General features: G+C 38.5%; 19 protein-coding genes and 1 tRNA gene. 13 read left to right on the top strand and 7 right to left on the bottom strand.

The window, feature by feature from the left end; translation table 11 throughout:
• Positions 1 to 70: 70 nt before the first annotated feature.
• A complete protein-coding gene (locus tag PQO03_RS02535; protein ID WP_274150902.1) occupies positions 71 to 643 on the top strand; it encodes a YdeI/OmpD-associated family protein in 573 nt (190 codons plus the stop codon).
• Between the two features lie 226 nt (positions 644 to 869).
• On the opposite strand, the gene PQO03_RS02530 is transcribed toward PQO03_RS02535, so the two are convergent.
• Positions 870 to 1,040 (bottom strand): DUF6435 family protein, encoded by a 171-nt coding sequence (locus tag PQO03_RS02530; protein WP_274150901.1) that lies wholly within the window; start codon positions 1,038 to 1,040, stop codon positions 870 to 872.
• 373 nt (positions 1,041 to 1,413) lie between these two features.
• Between PQO03_RS02530 and PQO03_RS02525 the strand changes: the two genes are divergently transcribed.
• The 9 genes from PQO03_RS02525 (at position 1,414) to PQO03_RS02490 (ending at position 6,206) form a co-directional block, all read left to right on the top strand.
• Positions 1,414 to 1,764 carry a hypothetical protein gene (locus PQO03_RS02525; protein ID WP_274150900.1) on the top strand — a complete coding sequence of 117 codons (351 nt, stop codon included), beginning with the start codon at positions 1,414 to 1,416 and terminating at the stop codon, positions 1,762 to 1,764.
• 72 nt (positions 1,765 to 1,836) lie between these two features.
• Entirely contained in the window at positions 1,837 to 2,268 is a 432-nt protein-coding gene (locus tag PQO03_RS02520) for a hypothetical protein (RefSeq protein ID WP_274150899.1), read from the top strand.
• Positions 2,269 to 2,337: 69 nt separating this feature from the next.
• Positions 2,338 to 2,538: a DUF1289 domain-containing protein gene (locus tag PQO03_RS22035; protein ID WP_420792843.1), complete on the top strand. Its 201-nt coding sequence runs from the start codon at positions 2,338 to 2,340 to the stop codon at positions 2,536 to 2,538.
• 95 nt (positions 2,539 to 2,633) lie between these two features.
• Positions 2,634 to 3,125 (top strand): hypothetical protein, encoded by a 492-nt coding sequence (locus PQO03_RS02515; RefSeq protein WP_274150898.1) that lies wholly within the window; start codon positions 2,634 to 2,636, stop codon positions 3,123 to 3,125.
• Positions 3,126 to 3,222: 97 nt separating this feature from the next.
• Positions 3,223 to 3,936 (top strand): DUF2071 domain-containing protein, encoded by a 714-nt coding sequence (locus PQO03_RS02510; RefSeq protein WP_274150897.1) that lies wholly within the window; start codon positions 3,223 to 3,225, stop codon positions 3,934 to 3,936.
• Between the two features lie 43 nt (positions 3,937 to 3,979).
• Entirely contained in the window at positions 3,980 to 4,414 is a 435-nt protein-coding gene (locus PQO03_RS02505) for a hypothetical protein (RefSeq protein WP_274150896.1), read from the top strand.
• A 39-nt stretch (positions 4,415 to 4,453) separates the two neighbouring features.
• A complete protein-coding gene (locus tag PQO03_RS02500; RefSeq protein WP_274150895.1) occupies positions 4,454 to 4,789 on the top strand; it encodes a hypothetical protein in 336 nt (111 codons plus the stop codon).
• Positions 4,790 to 5,025: 236 nt separating this feature from the next.
• Complete coding sequence (locus PQO03_RS02495) at positions 5,026 to 5,334, top strand: hypothetical protein (protein WP_274150894.1); 309 nt, start codon at positions 5,026 to 5,028, stop codon at positions 5,332 to 5,334.
• 86 nt (positions 5,335 to 5,420) lie between these two features.
• Complete coding sequence (locus PQO03_RS02490; RefSeq protein WP_274150893.1) at positions 5,421 to 6,206, top strand: DUF2071 domain-containing protein; 786 nt, start codon at positions 5,421 to 5,423, stop codon at positions 6,204 to 6,206.
• Positions 6,207 to 6,373: 167 nt separating this feature from the next.
• On the opposite strand, the gene PQO03_RS02485 is transcribed toward PQO03_RS02490, so the two are convergent.
• The 4 genes from PQO03_RS02485 to PQO03_RS02470 form a co-directional block, all read right to left on the bottom strand.
• A tRNA-Gly gene (locus PQO03_RS02485) sits at positions 6,374 to 6,445 on the bottom strand.
• Positions 6,446 to 6,515: 70 nt separating this feature from the next.
• Entirely contained in the window at positions 6,516 to 6,899 is a 384-nt protein-coding gene (gene acpS / locus PQO03_RS02480; protein ID WP_274150892.1) for a holo-ACP synthase, read from the bottom strand.
• Positions 6,896 to 8,275 (bottom strand): glutamate ligase domain-containing protein, encoded by a 1,380-nt coding sequence (locus tag PQO03_RS02475; protein WP_274150891.1) that lies wholly within the window; start codon positions 8,273 to 8,275, stop codon positions 6,896 to 6,898. The genes acpS and PQO03_RS02475 overlap by 4 nt, the downstream gene beginning before the upstream one ends.
• The gene (locus PQO03_RS02470; protein ID WP_274150890.1) at positions 8,272 to 8,763 is read right to left on the bottom strand and encodes a hypothetical protein; all 492 of its coding nucleotides are present in this window, start codon (positions 8,761 to 8,763) and stop codon (positions 8,272 to 8,274) included. The genes PQO03_RS02475 and PQO03_RS02470 overlap by 4 nt, the downstream gene beginning before the upstream one ends.
• 147 nt (positions 8,764 to 8,910) lie before the next feature.
• Between PQO03_RS02470 and PQO03_RS02465 the strand changes: the two genes are divergently transcribed.
• Positions 8,911 to 10,008 carry a phosphoribosylaminoimidazolesuccinocarboxamide synthase gene (locus tag PQO03_RS02465; RefSeq protein WP_274150889.1) on the top strand — a complete coding sequence of 366 codons (1,098 nt, stop codon included), beginning with the start codon at positions 8,911 to 8,913 and terminating at the stop codon, positions 10,006 to 10,008.
• A gap of 559 nt (positions 10,009 to 10,567) precedes the next feature.
• Positions 10,568 to 10,732, top strand: coding sequence for a hypothetical protein (locus PQO03_RS02460; RefSeq protein ID WP_274150888.1), 165 nt, complete (start codon positions 10,568 to 10,570; stop codon positions 10,730 to 10,732).
• A gap of 532 nt (positions 10,733 to 11,264) precedes the next feature.
• Here PQO03_RS02460 and PQO03_RS02455 read toward each other — a convergent pair.
• Positions 11,265 to 11,600, bottom strand: coding sequence for a DUF6788 family protein (locus tag PQO03_RS02455; protein WP_274150887.1), 336 nt, complete (start codon positions 11,598 to 11,600; stop codon positions 11,265 to 11,267).
• Positions 11,601 to 11,697: 97 nt separating this feature from the next.
• On the opposite strand from PQO03_RS02455, the gene PQO03_RS02450 reads away from it, so the two are divergent.
• Positions 11,698 to 13,233 (top strand): transposase, encoded by a 1,536-nt coding sequence (locus PQO03_RS02450; protein ID WP_274150886.1) that lies wholly within the window; start codon positions 11,698 to 11,700, stop codon positions 13,231 to 13,233.
• 281 nt (positions 13,234 to 13,514) lie between these two features.
• On the opposite strand, the gene PQO03_RS02445 is transcribed toward PQO03_RS02450, so the two are convergent.
• Positions 13,515 to 15,632, bottom strand: coding sequence for a Tex family protein (locus tag PQO03_RS02445; RefSeq protein WP_274150885.1), 2,118 nt, complete (start codon positions 15,630 to 15,632; stop codon positions 13,515 to 13,517).
• Positions 15,633 to 15,716 lie beyond the last annotated feature (84 nt).

The following is a 15,716-nucleotide window of genomic DNA, read 5'->3' as shown; positions in this document are numbered from 1 at the left end:
GCGGTGAAGATTTTCGCGTAGGCTCAAAGCTCACTAATTTCGGAATCTTATATGGTGAAAAATAAATCTCATGATTAAACCCGATCCAGCGAAATTCGAGTATTTTAAAACGCCAGGCCAACTGAGTCATTGGCTACAAGTGAACCATGCTATCGAAAGCGAATGCTGGCTAAAAATCTTCAAAAAGGGATCTGGAGTTCCAAGCGTGACTTGGAACGAAGTCGTAATAGAGATTCTATGCTGGGGCTGGATCGATGGTATTAAGAAGTCACTTGATGACCAAGCCTATCTTCAGCGGATCACTCCAAGAAAGAAGGCCAGTAATTGGTCTAAGAGAAATACAGAACATGTTGAGCGCCTCATAAGCCAAGGTCGAATGGAGGCTCCCGGACTTGTGCATGTTCGTGCAGCAAAAGCGGATGGTCGTTGGGTGAAAGCTTACGTAGTTAGTGAAATGACAGTTCCTTCGGACTTTATAGAAGTACTTGAGAAAACACCGAAAGCAAAACAATTTTATGAAACGCTCAATAAATCTAATCGCTATGTAATTGCACATGGACTAGACAGTGCAAAGAAACCAGAAACTAGACTGAGGAGATTTAATAAATTCATGGATATGATAATCCGTGAAGAGAAGCCTTAATAGGTCTTCAAAAACTAAAAACATATCTAACAATAAGTTACAGCGAAGATTTTTCTTGCCTTCATTCTTGCGAATGATAGCCTATATACCGGACGTACTTGTTCCATTCATTCAATTAAAATGGTTTTTGGAACTATTACAGATATTTAGTAATGGCTACACAGTAGATACTCAATTAGCGCTAATCACTACAGGATTCATCATCTATGGGATTTAATAAAAGGTATTATTGATTTTCTAGCTTTTGAATCTCAGACCACATTTTCTCTGATTCACTAATTAAAGAAGAGTACGTTTTTATATCACCATTTCTTTGAGCATTCATTGCCTCAGCAACTTTTTTTTCATACTCTTTCTTTAACTTTTTAACGGGATCAGACTTCAAAAAAGAAAACATAGGTAAAACCTTTTAGATTGTTAGATAGTGAAAGAAACTCCAAAAAATAGAAAAAGAAAGAAATTAAAAAGTAGCCTTCTCAATCGCAGAAGATTTTCTTCTCTAATGCTCAAGGTTTGTTGGTATGATTTGAGTTATTACCTGCCAGGTGACGCTATATTTATTAGGTGAATTTAAATCTAATTTAGGAATCCAGGACATATCTCAATATTTGATCATTCCATTATTTGTACTTAGTATTATATTTGCCCTTATCTTTATTCTTAGATTATAATGCACATAGCTAATTATCTGATACACAATAAAAGCGACGCCTCAGCAGCAATTACAGAAGTATTCCACTTGTTCTACAAAAATAAAAACAGAGTCATACATGAAAAAAATGTTTTTTATAAGCTTAATCACCTTATTATTTCTATCCTGTAAAAGTACCCAATCATCACCGCATATAATGGGTAGCTGGGAAAGAATCATCCAAGATGAACACCCTTCCAATAAAGGATATAAGGAAATCACGACCTTTTCATCACCAAATATAATTACGATTACAGAAATCGTAAATGAGCATGGAATTCGACATTCAGGTATATTTACTGTAACAGATGATGACCTGGTCGTACACATTAATGAAAAAACTTACGAAGGGACATATTCTATAATTAATGGGATACTTACGATTCATGGAAATGATCGAATATATAAATATAAAAAAGTGAGCAAGTAGGATCAGAGAATCGAACGATGATTTTTGCCTCAGTCAATTCTTTCCCATTCAGAACCTTAGATAAAGAAAAATATGAAAATTCTTAAGCAAATTATTAAATGGCTAATGATTATTGCGATCAGCACTCCATTCATATTTATTATTCTTTTCATAATCAGTTTTTCATATACACCAGAAGAAACTGCTTTTAATCAGGAAAAGGTTGAATGGTTACCTGATACAGCATCTAATATAAACTTTTATGAACGTGAAGGGTTTGGGTGGATAAAAGTATATAACTGCCATATGAAAAAAAGTGATTTCATGGAATTTGCAGAACAAAACGAATGGAAATTAGCGGAAGATAAAAGAGTTCACCGTTTTATGCAGTATAAAATTAATGAGGAATATGTAGTTATTAATCACTCATTAACTTATATGAAAATAGAAAGTAATAATGGTGGAACAAGGGTTATATACGATATAGAAAATGAAAAACTATATGTAACTCTAAGTCACAGATAAACACTAAAATAAACACACCATAAGGATGGATTGCAGAACCATTTCGGTCCTTATACAGAGTGAAAAATAATGAAGCAAATCTCAAATAATAAAAATATCGTAAGTCCATGTATCAACAAATGTAAACTTAACAAAAATGATGTTTGTACCAGCTGCTATAGGTCCATTTCAGAAATTATGGGATGGGGAGATAAGCCGAATAATGAGAAACTAAATATTTTGTACCGATCTAATTTAAGAAAACAAAAACTCGCACATGTAGAACTATGATCTTGAGTAAGAAGAAAAAACAGTGGATTACAGGTCTTTTGACAGTCGCCAATATTGAATAGGAATTTAAAACCAAGTCTAAGCATAATATGACCATGAAAAACACATCATTTAAACTCTGTATCTGCATATTTACAATCGTCATGATATTTTCATCATGTTCTTCCACCAGTACGGATAAAAACCATTGCTCATTACAACTTAAGGTAAAAGATGAAAATATCATTTTAACTAAAGAGCAAAATCATAAGCTCCAGAAACTCTCCTTAGATTATCTTAAATCTTCTAATTTCAATACATCAGGAACTGGTCCTCAGGTAAACCTTAATCTCGAGACTATTAACTCTGGATACAAAAAAGCATTAGTTGGAAACCATATTAAAATCGTATTTACGGATGCTGTCACTGCTAATTGTCATGGCGGAGAAATCACCTTCACTGAATTAGTGATTGGTCCATTCCAGAATCGTACTATTGGTGCGCCTTATGTGATTTCAGACAAGGGATATTTAATTGGTTTTGGTAAGTATTCTGGTGCTCTAGCAGTTCAGCTAAAACAATATGTCTCGACTATCACTACTCATTGAGTCTGATATTAAAATAAAAACTTAAAACGCACTATGAGCGATAGTGAAAATTTCGATCGAAATCCCTAATCTCGGCTGTTAAGTAGGAATAAAAAAAATGAAAGAAGTTACAGGAATAATCAGCCATAGAATCCTATTGAATTTTAAGGTTGATCCCGAAATAATGAGAAAAATCTTACCTATCGAATTCAAACCTAAAGTGATAAATGGCTATTGTATCGCAGGAATTTGTCAGGTCAGTTTGACTAATATGCGCGTCAAAGGAGCACCTGCTTTACTCGGCACATCAAGTAATAATGCCGCACATAGAATCGCTGTAGACACCATTAAAGGGGAAGGTGTCTATGTTACGAGACGAGATACTGACTCATGGATTAATTCACTATCTGGTGGCAGAATATTCCCGGGCGTTTATAACAAAACAAAATTTGATCTAAACGTATCTGGAGATAATTATAAAGTAACTGTTCATGAACAGCAAAATACATTAATGTCCATTGACGCAAGTGTTGTTAAAGAGTTACCAATTGGATCAGTATTTGAGACAATAAACGATGTATCAGAGTTTTTTAAAACAGGAAATATTGCTTGGTCTCCAAGCGATAAAAAATCAAAGTATGATGCTATTGAATTAGCAACTACTCATTGGCAAATGGAGCCATTAAAGGTCAGGAATTGTTATTCTTCATATTTTTCAGACACATCCAAATTTCCCGAAGGTTCTGTTACATTTGATAGTGCAATAATAATGAGAAACATAAATCATAGTTGGGTCTCCCGCGAAAATCTATGTCAGTTATGTTCTTTATGAAAATTAGATTATCTTAACAAAAAAAATGAGGCCAGCACATATCATGAAAAAAATTCTCCCCCTCTTATTTATCCTCTGTATGAATCTATATTCCAACGAAGTTCCTAAAGAGATGCTAGGTAATTGGCACATAGACATAGAAGCTACTTTCAAAAAGCTCAAAAACTTTAAAGCTTACAAAATACCCGAATCAGAGTATCAAAAAATGGATGCCATGAAAGAACAAATGAAACATGCTGGCATGATTATAGGACCTGATAACTTCAAAAGTTATATGGATGAAAAAGAAACTATTATTAATGTCACAAAAATAGAAATAACTTCATACGAAAATAAAACTTTAAAATTCAAAAGTGCTACACCTACTCCTATAGACCTGAAAGTGTCGTTCATTTTATTAGATCAAAATGTTTTATGTTTGAGAAGAGGCGGTGAACCCGATGTTATTTTCAATAGAAATAAAACAAAACAGCCATGAGTTACAGTTACAGTTACAGAGGACTTACGGTCGTTTTACATGAATAATAAAAAAACAAATCCACTTATTGAAAGGAACATCAGACGAAAATTAAATCGTCTAAAAGGCTCAAGAAAGAAACTGACTAAAAAACAACTCATGAATGCCAAAGTATCAACTATTAGTCCGTGGATGAGATCCGCAATCAATATTATTGGAGCTGTTTTAATTGCTTATGGCTTTTTGTCCGATCATTCAATAGCCGCTTATATATTTGGAAGTTTTTTTCTCTTAATTGGAATATTCGGTAAAAAAGAAACAATTGAAACCACCTTAGATCAATTCTGTACTCATGGTATTGATGTCATCATAGAAGGAATTATTGATGAGATTTGAACTCAAAAACATAAGTTTGAGGTCAAAGGAATTTCTTCCCTTCGCATAAATCTTGCTCATTATACAGGAATAAAAATGATAAAAACCTTACTACTTACCACTCTCTTTTGTTACACGTTAGTAGCTCACGAAACTTTACCCAAAGCATTACAAAAAAACTATATGGAACATGGATATCAGATCAAAAAAGAACCATAAAGTTCAACAAAGAAAACGCTATTTTACCTCCGAAACAAATGGAATTCATATCACAAGCAACTGGCTATTTAAAAATTGAATATGTTGATAGCAAAACGGCAAAAGAATTTATGCCTAAAAGATCATTTGTTCTCAACGGTAAAAAATATAAAATGGATGAATACCAAGAATTGGTGAAATATGAAATTTTAGGTTTTACTGAATCATCGATTATTATTCAAAAAACGGATGAAATATTTGGAAAAATGATATTTACACTTCAATTCGAAGATGATAATACATATTGGATATATTTAAGTAGCGGTATCTCTACGATACATGGCAGAGAGTACTTCAAAAAAATATAAAGCCATATATAACGAATACGCCGCAGAGGATATTCTTCGCTTAGGCTAACATTCCCCTCATTTAAAGCGTTCGGTAATAATAAAAAATGAATAATCTGCAATTTGATAAAGAGTTATTAACAAGATCACTTCCAAGTGGGTTCGATGTCGAAACGACTCTTTCTCACTTTTCCATTATCACATATATGGTAGACCCCAAGCTTCTACGACCACTTGTTCACGAACGGTTTGAATTGGATTGTATCATTACACCTAAAGGTGAACAAAAGGCATTGATCTCTATTGTTCCATTTTGGGATCTTGATTTTAGATTAGTGAAGTTTCCATGGATCAAAAAATCTTTTGGTCAAACTAATTATCGTGCATATGTCACTGACTCAATAACAGGTGAACACGTCGCATGGTTTTTTGGAACAAGTTTAGATTCTTTTTCAGTCAATTTCCCTAGATATATTTGGAACTTACCTTGGCATAAAACTAAAATGAAATTCGATGTGAATTATGACCATGACTTAAAGAAATATACGAGCTATAAAATTAACAGTCACAGTAAATGGGCTAATCTAAATATAGAATTAGAAGATACTGGAAAACCTCCAAAAACATTATTAGGGTTTTCAGATTTAGAGACTGGGCTAGTCTTATTAACTCACCCATTAAAAGGGTTCTTTTATCTACGAAACGGCAAATTGGGTAGCTACTCTATATGGCATGATAAATTAAACCCAACTGAAGGTCATATCTCAAATGCTGATATTTCCTTACTACAAAAACTCGGCCTAGCAACAAAGACAGAACCTTTAGAAATTCACAGTGTACTTATACAACATCAGACTAACTTTACTGTGTACCTACCACCTGTAGCATTGTGACTAAAAACAAAAACCGCACCATGAGCTACAGAGTCATCACTTCACTCAAATCTCAATCATCTCGGTCGTTAGTCTAGTTAAGACTATCATGTTTTCTCTGAACCTACGCCATCATTTGATTGAATCAGGGCACAAAAAAAGACTTAGTCGAAACTAAGTCTTTTAAGAGCGAGTGATGAGACTCGAACTCACGACATTCTGCTTGGAAGGCAGATGCTCTACCATTGAGCTACACTCGCGTCTTGTGAGGATATAATGCCTTTCCCTATGTAGAAAACAAGTTGTTTAAACAGAAAAATAAGCAAAAAATTATAGTTTTTCTGCAATCACAAAGGCGATGGCATGACTCTTCTCATGACTTATTGAGAGATGAAAATTTGTAAGTCCCAGTGAATCAGCAGTCTCGGCCGTTACGCCACTAATTTTAAAATAAGGTGCACCAGAATCTTTTCGTGCCACGGTAATTTCGGACCAACGGCAAAATTGGCCAAAGCCTGTACCCAAAGCCTTTGCTAAAGCTTCTTTGGCGGCCCAACGACCTGCATAAAATGCGACTTCTGCTTTGCTTCCTGGAGCGAGATCCAATTCTTCATCAGTGAAAGTCTTATCTAAAAAATGTTGGCGCTTGTTACTCTCCAATAATTTTTGGATACGGGCTAATTCACAAATATCTGTTCCTACCCCGCCAATCATAGCGATTCATCCGTCAAGCTGTTACTCCAAAGTGGAATCGAGGGATCTCGCGCGCCGACCACGAGCACACAGCTATAGTTCTTCACTTCCTGCTCGAGTAACGCAGCGGTTAAATCACGATCTTCTAAATCAATCACATTAAGTCCCGATTCACTATATTGTTTTGCGACTTCAGCAGAAGTCGGTTGAAAGGAAGTCGTTCCACCCGCATAAAATACGGGGAGAAACACAAATTTATCTTGCTTATTTAATACGGCTCTCAACTCTCGCTGTAAAGCCTCACGCATGAAGCCTAGTGGTCCATAACCATGAGGTTGGAAAAAGACAAGTACCGCACCGCTATAAATGGCTTTAGCCGCAGAGATACAGGCTGCGATTTTTTGAGGGTTATGAGCATAATCATCATAGAGCGGAACATCTTGAACGCGCCCCTTAAGCTCAAATCTTCTGCGAACACCGCAAAAATAGGCCATGGCTGGAACAATTTGCTCTAAGTCAAAGCCACAGGCTGATAGCGTGCTAATCACTGCCAATGCATTTTCGGCTGAGTGTTCTCCCCATTGACTGGTTTGAACTGCTATTTCATTGTCATTCAATAAAAAGCGAACCCCTTTCTCATTATGGCTGATCTGACTCAGAGTAAAGTCACCCTCTTCCAAAAAGCTCATCATCTGATCATGACCTTTCGCGATATACTCTAGGCTCTTGTGAACTACCGCTTTTTGCCCATTCAGTAAAAAAGTATTAAACATCACTTCTAGCTTATCTTTGCTATGGTGGTCATCACCCATATTGAGTAATAAGGAGACTTCAGGGTTAAAATTCACTAATGAACCATCACTTTCATCTGCTTCGAAAACAACAAATCCATCCCCGTGCCCAAAATTACCTGGGTAAACCTCACTCTCTAAATCTGGTGAGTAGCCACCATTAATCATCACCGGTGCTTGACCCATGGCTCGCAGTGTCGCCGCAATCCAAGCGGTCACGGAAGTTTTGCCACAGCTACCTGCTACTGCTACTGCTTTGAGGCCACTCTGTGCCACGGCCGCGGCCATTGCTTTAGATCGATGCATGCGCTCGGTATTGGGTGCTGCTAGAAAATCCGGATTATCGTCTTCCAGTGCCGATGAGTAGACAATTAAGTCGGGCGCAAAACTTTTGACTCCCGAACCATCTTGAATAAAGTGCTGAATCCCCTGCTTTGCGAGTTGCGCAAATAAATGTGCTTGACTGGTCGAACTTATATCGCGGTCACTACCCGCGACTTCATATCCTAGGCTGCGGATAAATTGTGCCAAGGCACTCATACCAATGCCACCTAGACCTGCAAAAAATATGCGACTGCCCTTGGGCGGAATATTAAATTCACTCACTTTCGTCTCTTCTCCATTTCTGTATGAAAAATCATTAAGATTGCTGGCATCGCAGTTAGTATACTAATGAACACCGCAAAAAAGGCTATGCTAAAATTTTGTTTATCTCCCCGCAAGAAATCGACTCCAAGGGAGAGTGTATAGATTGACGTCACCCCCGATACGAAGATGCAGAATACCGTGGACTTCATATAACCATTCTCAAGTACCCAAGCATTAAAAATAAAAACTAGTGCACAAATAAAGAGTAAAAACTTCGTTTCAAAAACATTCGTAATGGCGATGATTGCTAAGGCCAAACCCAAGAAAAATGATAAGGCCCGAGTCGCTAGATAGATGCCATTACCCGACTTTTCCTTTTCCTCTTTTCGTTCCATCTCTAAAAGCATCAGTTTAAGATCTGATTCAGCCGCTTGAGGAATATCTCTACAGTAATAGCAGCTACCATCTTTCAGACTTACCGGACGACCACATGTTCCGCAATTCATATTTCTTATCCCTTGTAAATTTAGCCCTTCCCGAAGAGCAGTAAATAAGCCATGATTTCTAAATAATAATCATCTGCTCTTTTTGCGCCATTGACTTTCTCCACTATATTCCCGCATAATGATAATTCGATAAAGCAAGGATGAAATATGATTCCAAAAGTCTTGGAAATTAACGATAAACTCCCTATTCGTACCGATGGCCCCGTTCATTCTGGTAAAGTTCGCTCTGTTTACTGGTTAAGTGCCGACGATAGTGCGCGCCTCATCAAAGAAAAAAACTATGCTATAAATCCTGATTCACGTTTAGCCGTGATGGTTATATCTGACCGCATCTCTGCTTTTGATTGCATTTGGAAAGGTGAAGAAGGCCTCAATGGTATTCCTGGCAAAGGCGCTGCACTCAATTCCGTAGCACTTCATTGGTTTAAACTCTTTGAGGCCAATGGCCTCGCTGGTAACCATATTGTTGACTGCCCTCACCCACTCGTATGGATTGTTCAGCAAGCCAAGCCACTGCGTGTTGAAGCGATCTGCCGTCAATATATCACTGGTAGCATGTGGCGTGATTACGCCAAAGGCATTCGCGAAATCTGTGGTCTCCCGATTCCGGAAGGCTTAGAGAATAACACTAAATTACCTGAACTTATCATCACTCCTTCCACCAAAGGTATTATTCGTGGCTTGGATGATGTACCTCCCGTAGATGACGTCAATATTACTCGCAAAAACATTACTGATCATTTAGAAGAATTTAACTTCGAATCTGAACAAGATGTGACGCTCTACGAAAAACTGCTCAAAGAAGGCTTCAATGTGATTTCCGATGCCCTCGCAAAGATTGACCAAGTTTTTGTTGATACAAAATTCGAGTTTGGTTATATCGAAGATGCACAAGGCGAAAGAAAACTCATTTATATCGACGAAGTCGGTACGCCTGATTCCTCTAGAATTTGGGATGGCGCAGCTTACCGCCAAGGAAAGATCCAGGAAAACTCAAAAGAAGGCTTTCGTCAAGCTCTACTCAGCCACTTCCCAGATCCCGATATCCTACTCAATAAAAATCGCATGGACGAACGCGAAGCTCTGGCTCGCGACAATAAATTACCCCTCGATTTAATGATGTCAGTTTCTGAGACTTACACGAGCATCGCCGAAAAAATCATCGGTCGCAAAATTGATTTGCCTCAAGATCCTGAAAGTGAAATTATCGCTGCTTTAAAGCCTTACGGTATTATCGAAGCCTAGTTTTCGCTCAATTCACTTGATTCAAAAGCTTCTTTTCGTAATGAAAAGAAGCTTTTTTTTGATTAACTAGAATCAAGGAGATATCGTTCAGCTGAGTTCGACATAGAGTTTCGGACCCATGCTAATGGGTGGGAACTTAAGCGCATGCCGAAGGTATGTAGTAGGGTAGCCACCGGATTTATCCGGGGGTATTGTTAAAAAAATGATATTCATGCCGAAGGTATGACGGTAAAGCCTTGGAGCGAAGCTCCGAGTGTAGGGATTCTTAAGCGGTGTTGCCACACAGCCGGATAAAAATCACTGGCCCGTACAGCAGAACCTTAAGTGAAGTTTGGGTCGGAGCCCCAGTATAAATACCTCCGGTGGCCGAGGAGCCCTCGGGGCCCTACTAAAAAAGTTAACCGCAGATATAAATACTTTTAAGTTCCCACTCATTAGGACCAATGCTGGGCCCTTAGTAACTTAGTCATACACTTTAGGGTGTACACTAATTTCTATCGGTGCAGTTCACCTAAAAAGCTGCATTAAACATAGCTTATCTACTTAATCGGGAAAAGTTATGTTTTTGCTTAAGGATAAACTCTGCCGCGTACCTTCGGCACGCATGTTTTTGTTATTCCAACACCACGGACTTAGGTCCATGGCTACCTTGCTGAAGCTCTTCGAGCTCAAAGTACTAAAATCCCTACCATTTGATGAAGCTATTAATCCGGCAATGAATTAGATTGAGATGACGACCTTTAATTTGACTCATAAATTCAATCTATATTGTCGCCAAAATAATAGCATCGAAGATGCCTTATGTTTTTAGCCTTGGGGGAAGGCGAAGCCCACTCCCAAGGAATTGATTATCCATCATTAGATCATTGAAGATGGTCAATTAATTCGCCCTCGTCGAGGACGAGATTTATAATGTATTTTTCCACCTGGGGTTTCACCCCAGGCTAAGTACATTCACCCTCTCCGAGGGTGTAAATCATGCCCTCTTTTTTCAAAAAAAATGATTTTTAGGCCTCTAAGCTATTAATCCAGCAATGAATTAGACATAAGATGACGACCTTTAATTTGACTCATAGATTCAATCTATATTAATAGCTTCGAAGATGCCTTATGTTTTTAGCCTTGGGGGGACGGCGAAGCCCACTCCCAAGGAATTGATTATCCATCATTAGATCGTCGAAGATGGTCAATTAATTCGCCCTCGTCGAGGACGAAATTTATAATGTATTTTTCCACCTGAGGCTTCACCCTGGCTTTTATACACTTTTTTGAAGAGCTAATAATTCGAGGGAAAGGTCTATCCATTCACCAGTCAATTGTTTAAGTTTTTTATAGTTGTGAATTTGCTCTGAAACATTGTGTAGATCTGCTTCTTTTATGAACTGTGTATATCCTTTGCCTTTTCTCCTATAACTAAGCTTATGATATGGCCCATGCTTTTGGGGATCCTGCTTGTCTTTACACTTACAGCTGGGGTTTCCACACACATTATATTGTTGTGAAATACTTCCAGGTCGGAGTTCTCCTAGTTCAGAGATTTCCTGTTTTATTCTTTCGATTCGTGCTTTTATTTCCTGATCAGTTTTACTCATTATAAAGCCCCTTTTATTCGTTGAAATAATTACCGATATCACTATAGTGATATCGGTAATTATTTCAATATAAATCAATCGATGGAAGGTGATTAAAATGATAGCGGAAAAAGAACTGGAGCTATGGCATGAACTTGCTCAAAAAGTTGGGATGAAACATCTTTCTACGAAGAAGGCTTTTCTACGTCAGCTGGAGCTATATAGCAACTCACCTACGGGATCATCATGTCAAATAGCGGGTAGGTCCCCAAGTACTCTTCCTTGGAGTGAAGTTATTTCTACGTATCGTTTTATGGATAATGAAAATATTAGTTTAAAGGCTTTGCGTAGTTTTCGTCGTGAGCTCAGCTTAGCACATCACCCCAAAGGAAGTGATGTACTAGTCATGAACGATATTTCATTATTAGACTATTATCATCACACTACCAAGGAAGATCGACGAGCTATTGGTGACGGCAAAGGGAAAGGTTATGAGTATGTTTGTAACCTTGCGGTCAACCCAAGTGATGGAGGTGTCCTAGGCGTTCTTCACGATTGTCTAGTTAACTGTGATGGGCCTGACGATGTGGATATGGTGGATTATTCAGATTCGTATCTGAAGAAATATCTGAGCACAGATGATTTAGAAGAAATCAAAGAAAACCATAAACACCAAATGGTCTCTCATATTCGCGCTAGTGCAGAGCACTTGAAAGAGTGGAACCCAATTCATGTAGGAGATCGGGAGTTTGATGATATTTTTATCATGTTAGCCACGATGGATAAAAACCATGATTTTGTACTGCGAGCCAAGAGTATTCGGAATGTTCAAACACCAAATTTTGACGCGTTACCTGAATCCGCTCTTGTAAAAAAACAGGGTGGACATCCCATGAAAGATGGATATGTCTGTACAAAAATTAGTGAACTTATCAAGTATATCCCACTCAGTCCTTATAAGGAATTGCCCTTAGATGGACGCGGTCGAGTAACGGAGCAGATAAATGCTAAACGTAACGCGCAATTACATATAGGCAGTGTACCAATCAGCTTATATCGTCAGGCCAAACGAAATCATAAATATATAAAAACCCCGCAAGCAGTAGATGTCAATTTAGTTGTTATCAAAGAACTTAACCCTCCTGAAGGTGAAGAACCTTTGTTGTGGATTCTTTTTACAAACAGGGATGTAGATACCTTAGAAAAAATGACCTATATTGGAAAAATTTATGAATTGAGGTGGAAAATTGAGGAATTTTTTCGCCTCTTAAAGACCACTTATAAATTGGAGCAAGCACGCTATAATTCAGCTTCCAAAGTCGCCCGTTACCTAGTTTTAATAACTATTGCAGCTCAAATGACCATGAAACTCCGAAGTCTTGCGGGTATTAGTCAATCAGCTTCTCTCGACGATGAGGAATACCATAAAGTCAAAGAAGCCATGAAACACCCAAATGATGATAAGATCGACATCAATTTGAGACTCTTTGCTCTTATCGCTCGTAGAGGCGGTTGGTTAGGACGAAGGCGAGACCCCATTGGTTCAACAATTTTATCCAGGGGTATGATGGATGTCTTGACCGTATTGCAATTTCAACAAGAACACAAAGACTTGTTAAATGAACTGCAAAATAATCCTCAAAATATCTTTTAACCTAGCCCTTCAAAAAAGTGTATAAAAGCCAGGGCTTCACCCCAGGCTAAGTACATTCACCCTCTCCGAGGGTGTAAATCATGCCCCCTTTTTTATATATAATGATTTTCATGTCTCTAAGCTATTAATCCAGCAATGAATTAGATTGAGATGACGTCCTTTAATTTAACTCATAGATTCAATCTATATTGTCGCCAAATTAATAGTCCGCCCGCCGGAGGCATTCATAGCTTTTAACAAAGATACAGGACTGCTTCCCGGTAAAAGATCAGAGATCTTCCTCAGCCAATTAAGGATAGCGAAATTCGCTTGCGCGGTACGTCAACGTCCAAGACCGTGACTTCTACCTGCTGACGCACGCGAACTACTTCCGTAGGATCAGCAACAAAGCCCTGCTTAAGCTTACTTACATGTACAAGTCCATCTTGATGAACACCGATATCGACAAAGGCCCCAAATTTGGTTACATTGGTGACTAAGCCAGGAAGTTTCATACCGATATAAAGATCACTGATTTTATGTACACCATCGGCAAAACTAAAGACATTAAAAGAAGGGCGAGGATCGCGTCCGGGCTTCTCTAATTCATTCATAATATCTTCTAGTGTGGGCAAACCTACATCAGTAGAAACATAATCTTCTAAGTTAAGCTCTTGACGTAAATTATCTTTACTCAGTAAGTCTTTCATTGAGCAGTTTAACTTTTTTGCCATTCTCAAAACAAGAGAATAAGACTCGGGGTGAACCGCACTGGCATCTAGAGCTTGCTTGCCACCATATACACGTAAAAAACCTGCGGCTTGCTCAAAAACTTTCCCTCCTAGGCGAGGCACTTTCTTGAGTTCTTCTCTCGTTTTAAAACTTCCCTGCTGATTACGGTACGTCACAATGGCTGCTGCTAATTTAGGTCCTATTCCAGAAACATAACTAAGTAATTCCACACTGGAACTATTGAGATCGACCCCTACCGCATTTACGCAATAAAGTACTTCGTCATCCAGACCACGACGCAAGGCACTTTGATTAACATCGTGTTGATATTGCCCGACGCCAATAGATTTCGGATCAAGCTTCACTAATTCAGCTAAAGGATCTTGAAGACGACGACCAATAGATACCGATCCTCGAACAGTTAGGTCATGATTTGGGAATTCCAATCGGCCACTCTCCCCTGCGGAATAAATGGATGCCCCACTCTCGTCAACCGATATTATGGGTGGATCTAAAGCTAAACTCTTGAGAAAAGCCTCTGTTTCACGACCGGCAGTACCATTGCCTACCGCAAGAGCTTCGATCTTATATTCTTTGATGAGACGTCGTGTTTCAGCTGCCGCTTCTTGCTCTTGACTTGATGAACTGGCCACGGGAAATAAATTGCAATTAAACAATAAATTCCCTTCTTCATCCAATGCCACTACTTTGGCTCCACTACGAAAACCTGGATCAAAAGCTAAAACACGCTTTTTACCCAGTGGTGCAGCTAAAAGTAATTCACGTAAATTAGCCACAAAAATTCTAATGGATTCAGTATCTGCTTTTTCTATCGCCACATTTAAGACTTCTTTCTCTAGCGAAGGCATGATCAGTCGCTTGTAAGAATCGACTGCTGCTAACTGAACTTGGCTCGAAGAAAAACCGCGACCGCGTACGAAGTGACGCTCTACTAAGCGTATCGTTTTTTCTTCATCTGGTCGAGTTTGTACCCGTAAGAACTTCTCGCTCTGGCCTCGTAAAACTGCCAATAAACGATGGGCAGGAACACGCGTCAATTTCTCATTTAAATCAAAGTAATCGCGGTACTTTTCGGCTTCATCTTTTTTAGTTTTGATGACTTTCGAAATCAAATAGGCATGAGTCTGGAAAGCTTCGCGCAAGTGAGCTCGCAAGGAAGCATCTTCATTCATTTGCTCCGCTAAAATGTCTCGCGCACCCTCAAGGGCCTCATCACGATTTTTCACTCCCTTATCACGATTTATATATTTCTTAAAATCTATTTGATGACCATTTTGCTGCATCAGCTCTGTGGCCAAGTCTTCCAGACCCTTTTTACGTGCCATTGATGCACGAGTTTTTTTCTTGACCTTATAAGGAAGGTAGATATCCTCAAGTGCAGTCAGAGTTTTGGTATTTGTGATTGCTTGGCGTAAAGTTCCATCAAGTAAGCCTCTCTCCTCTAGTGAAGTGAGGATGAGTTTGCGACGTTTATTAAAGTCATCTAAGCTTTGCTTGAGGTCACGAATATTTGCAATCGCCACTTCATCAAGCCCACCAGTGACTTCTTTTCGATACCGAGCAATAAAAGGCAAACTTGCCCCCGACTCTAAAAGTTCGAGGGTTTTCTGTATTTGTATTGATTTGATTCCCAATTGGGAGCTCATAAGAGCGTATTGTTCAGACATACTTAAACCTAATTAATTCGTTTTTCTAAGCTAAGTCAATCCTCTGAAAAGGAAATCTTAAATAGTCACTGCTTTAGTCTTTAA

This window comes from Lentisphaera profundi (genome assembly GCF_028728065.1).
GTDB lineage: Bacteria > Verrucomicrobiota > Lentisphaeria > Lentisphaerales > Lentisphaeraceae > Lentisphaera > Lentisphaera profundi.
Note: the sequence above shows the minus strand (reverse complement) of the source record. Positions and strands in the feature narration are given on the sequence as shown.

Coding starts and splice junctions, on each gene's coding strand:
- PQO03_RS02530 (WP_274150901.1), bottom strand. CDS start 1,040: ATGTTTTCTTTTTTGAAGTCTGATCCCGTTAAAAAGTTAAAGAAAGAG.
- PQO03_RS02505 (WP_274150896.1), top strand. CDS start 3,980: ATGAAAAAAATTCTCCCCCTCTTATTTATCCTCTGTATGAATCTATAT.
- PQO03_RS02510 (WP_274150897.1), top strand. CDS start 3,223: ATGAAAGAAGTTACAGGAATAATCAGCCATAGAATCCTATTGAATTTT.
- PQO03_RS02445 (WP_274150885.1), bottom strand. CDS start 15,632: ATGTCTGAACAATACGCTCTTATGAGCTCCCAATTGGGAATCAAATCA.
- PQO03_RS02515 (WP_274150898.1), top strand. CDS start 2,634: ATGAAAAACACATCATTTAAACTCTGTATCTGCATATTTACAATCGTC.
- PQO03_RS22035 (WP_420792843.1), top strand. CDS start 2,338: ATGAAGCAAATCTCAAATAATAAAAATATCGTAAGTCCATGTATCAAC.
- PQO03_RS02450 (WP_274150886.1), top strand. CDS start 11,698: ATGATAGCGGAAAAAGAACTGGAGCTATGGCATGAACTTGCTCAAAAA.
- PQO03_RS02500 (WP_274150895.1), top strand. CDS start 4,454: ATGAATAATAAAAAAACAAATCCACTTATTGAAAGGAACATCAGACGA.
- acpS (WP_274150892.1), bottom strand. CDS start 6,899: ATGATTGGCGGGGTAGGAACAGATATTTGTGAATTAGCCCGTATCCAA.
- PQO03_RS02470 (WP_274150890.1), bottom strand. CDS start 8,763: ATGAATTGCGGAACATGTGGTCGTCCGGTAAGTCTGAAAGATGGTAGC.
- PQO03_RS02535 (WP_274150902.1), top strand. CDS start 71: ATGATTAAACCCGATCCAGCGAAATTCGAGTATTTTAAAACGCCAGGC.
- PQO03_RS02520 (WP_274150899.1), top strand. CDS start 1,837: ATGAAAATTCTTAAGCAAATTATTAAATGGCTAATGATTATTGCGATC.
- PQO03_RS02525 (WP_274150900.1), top strand. CDS start 1,414: ATGAAAAAAATGTTTTTTATAAGCTTAATCACCTTATTATTTCTATCC.
- PQO03_RS02465 (WP_274150889.1), top strand. CDS start 8,911: ATGATTCCAAAAGTCTTGGAAATTAACGATAAACTCCCTATTCGTACC.
- PQO03_RS02495 (WP_274150894.1), top strand. CDS start 5,026: ATGGAATTCATATCACAAGCAACTGGCTATTTAAAAATTGAATATGTT.
- PQO03_RS02460 (WP_274150888.1), top strand. CDS start 10,568: ATGTTTTTGCTTAAGGATAAACTCTGCCGCGTACCTTCGGCACGCATG.
- PQO03_RS02490 (WP_274150893.1), top strand. CDS start 5,421: ATGAATAATCTGCAATTTGATAAAGAGTTATTAACAAGATCACTTCCA.
- PQO03_RS02455 (WP_274150887.1), bottom strand. CDS start 11,600: ATGAGTAAAACTGATCAGGAAATAAAAGCACGAATCGAAAGAATAAAA.